1 pseudogene is annotated in these 234 nt (G+C 59.4%); it reads left to right on the top strand.

The features are described from left to right. Nucleotides 1–48: 48 nt before the first annotated feature. A pseudogene (locus ACQG3P_RS24160) lies at nt 49–234 on the top strand (VOC family protein); the annotation flags it as partial.

Raw genomic sequence — 234 nt, 5'->3', positions numbered from 1 at the left:
GATCGGCCAGGCCGACTGACCCACCCCCGTGCTTTTCAGGAGATTCCCATGAAACTTATTCCGTTTGTTGGCTTCAATGGCCAGACCCACGAAGCCATGGCGTTCTATGCCCAGGTGCTGGGCGGCAATGTCACCTCGGAAATGAAGTACAGCGACATGCCGCCCAGCGACAACATGGACGGCTGTGGCTACAACCCCGGCCCGTCCGATACGAACCTGATCGCGCACAGCCAG

The sequence above is a fragment of the Stenotrophomonas sp. SrG genome (assembly GCF_050031795.1).
GTDB lineage: Bacteria > Pseudomonadota > Gammaproteobacteria > Xanthomonadales > Xanthomonadaceae > Stenotrophomonas > Stenotrophomonas rhizophila_A.
Note: the sequence above shows the minus strand (reverse complement) of the source record. Positions and strands in the feature narration are given on the sequence as shown.